Origin of the sequence: Nocardia sp. NPDC058497, from assembly GCF_042720195.1 — a bacterium.
Classification (GTDB): Bacteria; Actinomycetota; Actinomycetes; order Mycobacteriales; family Mycobacteriaceae; genus Nocardia.
On sequence record NZ_JBHXMY010000655.1, the window covers coordinates 1 to 3,101 of the forward strand.

A 3,101-nucleotide genomic window follows, 5' to 3' on the forward strand; every position below is an offset into this window, starting at 1 on the left:
GCCGCCACTCCCCCTCTCGCGCGGCGGGGCGCTGTCTCGCCCGGTGCTCGCGCGGGGCTACGAGGCCCCGCGGCGCCGGCCGCTGGAGACTCTGCCGGACGTGCGCTCCAAGACTCCCTCGCTGCGCACCGATCTGTTCATGCTGGTCCTGGCGATCATCTCGGTGGCCCTGGTCGTGTGGATCACCTTCTTCCCGGTCTCGGACGTGACCTATCGCGCGATCGTGATCACCGACTGGACGATCTGCGGAATCTTCCTGATCGAGTTCCTGTGGCGCTGGCGGCGCGCGGGCTGGCCGTGGTCGTTCCCGTTCGTCTACTGGTACGAAGTGCTCGGCATGATCCCGGTGACCAGCCCGATCTTTCGCAGTTTCCGGTTGCTGCGGATCGTGGTGATCCTGATCCGGCTCGGCCGCGTCGCCGACCGGGCACTCGGTGAGCGGGTCACCGCGACGATCGTGAACCGGTTCGTCGGCACCATCGTCGACGTCATCAAGCGCCCGATGACCATCGCGATCCTCGACGAGGTCTCCAAGGTCCTGCGCGCGGGCCACTACACCAAGAACATCGCCGCGGCGCTGGAGGAGAACCACGCCGAGGTCGACCAGATGATCGTCGACCTGATCAAGAACGATCCGCAGACCGGCAAGCTGCGCTACGTCCCGTTCCACGACGACATCATCCGGCTGGTCGCCGACACCGTGTACCGGATGCTGCGCCAGCTGCTCGACGACCCGCGCACCGACGAACTCGTCGCCGACATGCTGCGCGAGAACCTGGACCAGATCAACGACGCGGTCCGCGCCGGAGTGCGGGTGCCGCCGTCGCATCGAGGGGCGACACCCGCCGAGCACGGCGTGCGCCACCACCTCTCGCAGATCAAGCGTGTCTGATCTCGTCGCGCGGCTGGGCGTAGCGGACCGTCTCGAAGATCACGAGCAGGGCCAGCACCGCGCAGAGCACCGCGAGTGCGGCCAGCGCGGGCAGATTCGTCGCCACCGGGATCAGTGCGACCAGGACCACCGCGGTGACCACCCGGGCGATCGACACCGACTTGGTCGCGTAGTACTTCGCCGCGACAACGCCGAGCAGGAACAGCGCCGGCCCGACGAAGAGCGCGGCGAGCGGAATGCCGTGTAGCGCGTCGGTCAGCGTGTGGGTCGTGGCGTCGCCCACGTAGTACAGCACCTTCTTCAACCCGAGCGAGAGCGCGATGACGCCGGCGATCATCGGGAAATGCCCGTAGGTGTAGCTGCGCTGCGCGATCTTGATCTGATGCGCGCCCCTGGCGTGGGCGAAGGCGTGCTCGATCGAGATCGCCGCGACGTCGAAGTACAGCCACCACAGCAGGCCCGACACCGCGAGCCCGAGCATCGAGCCCAGCGCGATCGGCCACGAGATCGGCAGCCCGGCCACCCCGATGCCGATCGAGACGATGGACTCACCGAGCGCGATGATGACGATCAGCCCGTAGCGCTCGGCGAAGTGCGAGGCCGAGTTGATCCGCCAGTCGGTGCCGGCGAACCAGGTCCAGACCATGTCGCCGACGATCGCGGCGAGCCACAGCACGATCTGGGTGAGGCCCTTGGTCATCGCGGCGATGACGAGCAGCGAGGTACCGAGGGTGATCGAGCCGAGCGCCCAGCGCAGCACCTGTCCGCGCAGCTGGGAGTCCTCGGCGCTGATCACCCAGAAGATCGAGACGTGCACCAGCCGCACCACCAGGTAGGCGATGGCGAAGACGAGCGGACCGAACCACCCGCCGCTCAGGTCCTCGAACGCCTCGGGAATGGTCAGTGCCGCGATGAACGCCCCGCCCATCGCGACGAACATCGCCACCCTGGCCATGCCCTCGTCGGCCCGCACGACATTGCCGAGCCAGGAATAGGCGATCCACAGCCACCACATCAGCGCCAAGACCAGCGCGGCGTGGACCACATTGGTCGGGGTGGGGTTGCCGGCGGCCAGCGCGGTGACCATCGTGAAGGCGAAGACGATCACGAGGTCGAAGAACAGTTCGAGCTGGGTCACCGAGGCGCCTGCCTCCACCCGCTGGAACCGAACCCGTCGAGTACCGATCATGCGCTTATCGTCGCACCGTGCCCCGTTGTCCGCGCGGAACGAATGTTCACTTTCGCCGTCGGCGCAACTCAGCCGACGCGGTACCCGTTGACTTCGGGATACCGTTCGGCGAAGTCGATGAAGTTCGCGACGGCCTCCTCGTTCGCCTTGCGCAGCGAGCGGTTGAACAGAATGCCGGGGATGGGCAGCGGCAGCTGCAGTTCGACGTGATAGTCGACCTCGGTGCCCTCCGGCCCCTCGACCAGGTCGAACGAGCCGCCGCCCTTGGAACCGCGGCTGCTGTCGACGACGTCCCAGGACACCCGGTTGTGTTCCCAGAAGTATTCGAGGACCTGGTCGTCGGAGTTGCTCATGAAGTGCGCGGTGACGAACACCCGGCGCGGCCTGCCGTCGGCGTCGCGCGGGCCGACGCGGACGTCGCTGTAGGAGGTCGACCATTCCCCTAGTAGGTCGACGGCCAGCAGCGCATCCATGACCTGGTCGATGTGAGCATCAACGGTGAATCGGATGTCGATCTTCGAGCGCATCTTTTGTCTATCCTCCGAACCCCCGCTGTCTTCGCGCCCGATTGTGCACAGTCGTACCAGTGATCGTCAACACGTCTACGGTCTGGACAAATGACCGGGTCAGCCGCGTATCGCCCGCTCGACGGCGGTTTCGATCAATTCCATGCTCTGTTGCTCGGTGAAGATTCCGGGCAGTGTGAGATGTTCGACAATCAGCCAGTTCAGTGCTAGATACAGCAGGAGTACCGACGCCTCGTCGCCCGGCTGGCCGGACGCCAGATGGTTGCGGACGTTGAAGTCGATGTCGGCGCGGACCCGTTCGGTCAGCACCTCGCGCAGCTCGGGACGCCGGGTCGCCTCCAGCCGCAATTCGAGCAGCGCGAGGTAGGCGGTGCGGTGCGATTCGAGCCGGCTGACGACCTCCTTCATCAGCTCCTTGATGTTCTCGACCGACTTCGGGCCTTCGCTGACCAGCGCCATCGTCTCCTCGGTCGGCTGGACCACCTCGTAGAAG

4 protein-coding genes are annotated in these 3,101 nt (G+C 66.2%); 1 reads left to right on the forward strand and 3 read right to left on the reverse strand.

What is annotated here, in order from left to right; translation table 11 throughout:
• The first annotated feature begins 100 nt into the window (after positions 1-100).
• Positions 101-892: an ion transporter gene (locus ACFWPJ_RS28930; protein WP_378856097.1), complete on the forward strand. Its 792-nt coding sequence runs from the start codon at positions 101-103 to the stop codon at positions 890-892.
• Here the strand turns inward: ACFWPJ_RS28930 and ACFWPJ_RS28935 are convergent.
• The 3 genes from ACFWPJ_RS28935 to ACFWPJ_RS28945 all read right to left on the reverse strand — a co-directional run.
• The gene (locus tag ACFWPJ_RS28935; protein WP_378856091.1) at positions 879-2,081 is read right to left on the reverse strand and encodes a low temperature requirement protein A; all 1,203 of its coding nucleotides are present in this window, start codon (positions 2,079-2,081) and stop codon (positions 879-881) included. The genes ACFWPJ_RS28930 and ACFWPJ_RS28935 overlap by 14 nt on opposite strands.
• 68 nt (positions 2,082-2,149) lie before the next feature.
• The gene (locus ACFWPJ_RS28940) at positions 2,150-2,608 is read right to left on the reverse strand and encodes an SRPBCC family protein (protein ID WP_378856093.1); all 459 of its coding nucleotides are present in this window, start codon (positions 2,606-2,608) and stop codon (positions 2,150-2,152) included.
• Positions 2,609-2,707: 99 nt separating this feature from the next.
• On the reverse strand, positions 2,708-3,101 hold a 394-nt coding region (locus tag ACFWPJ_RS28945; RefSeq protein ID WP_378856095.1), incomplete at its 5' end, for a TetR/AcrR family transcriptional regulator.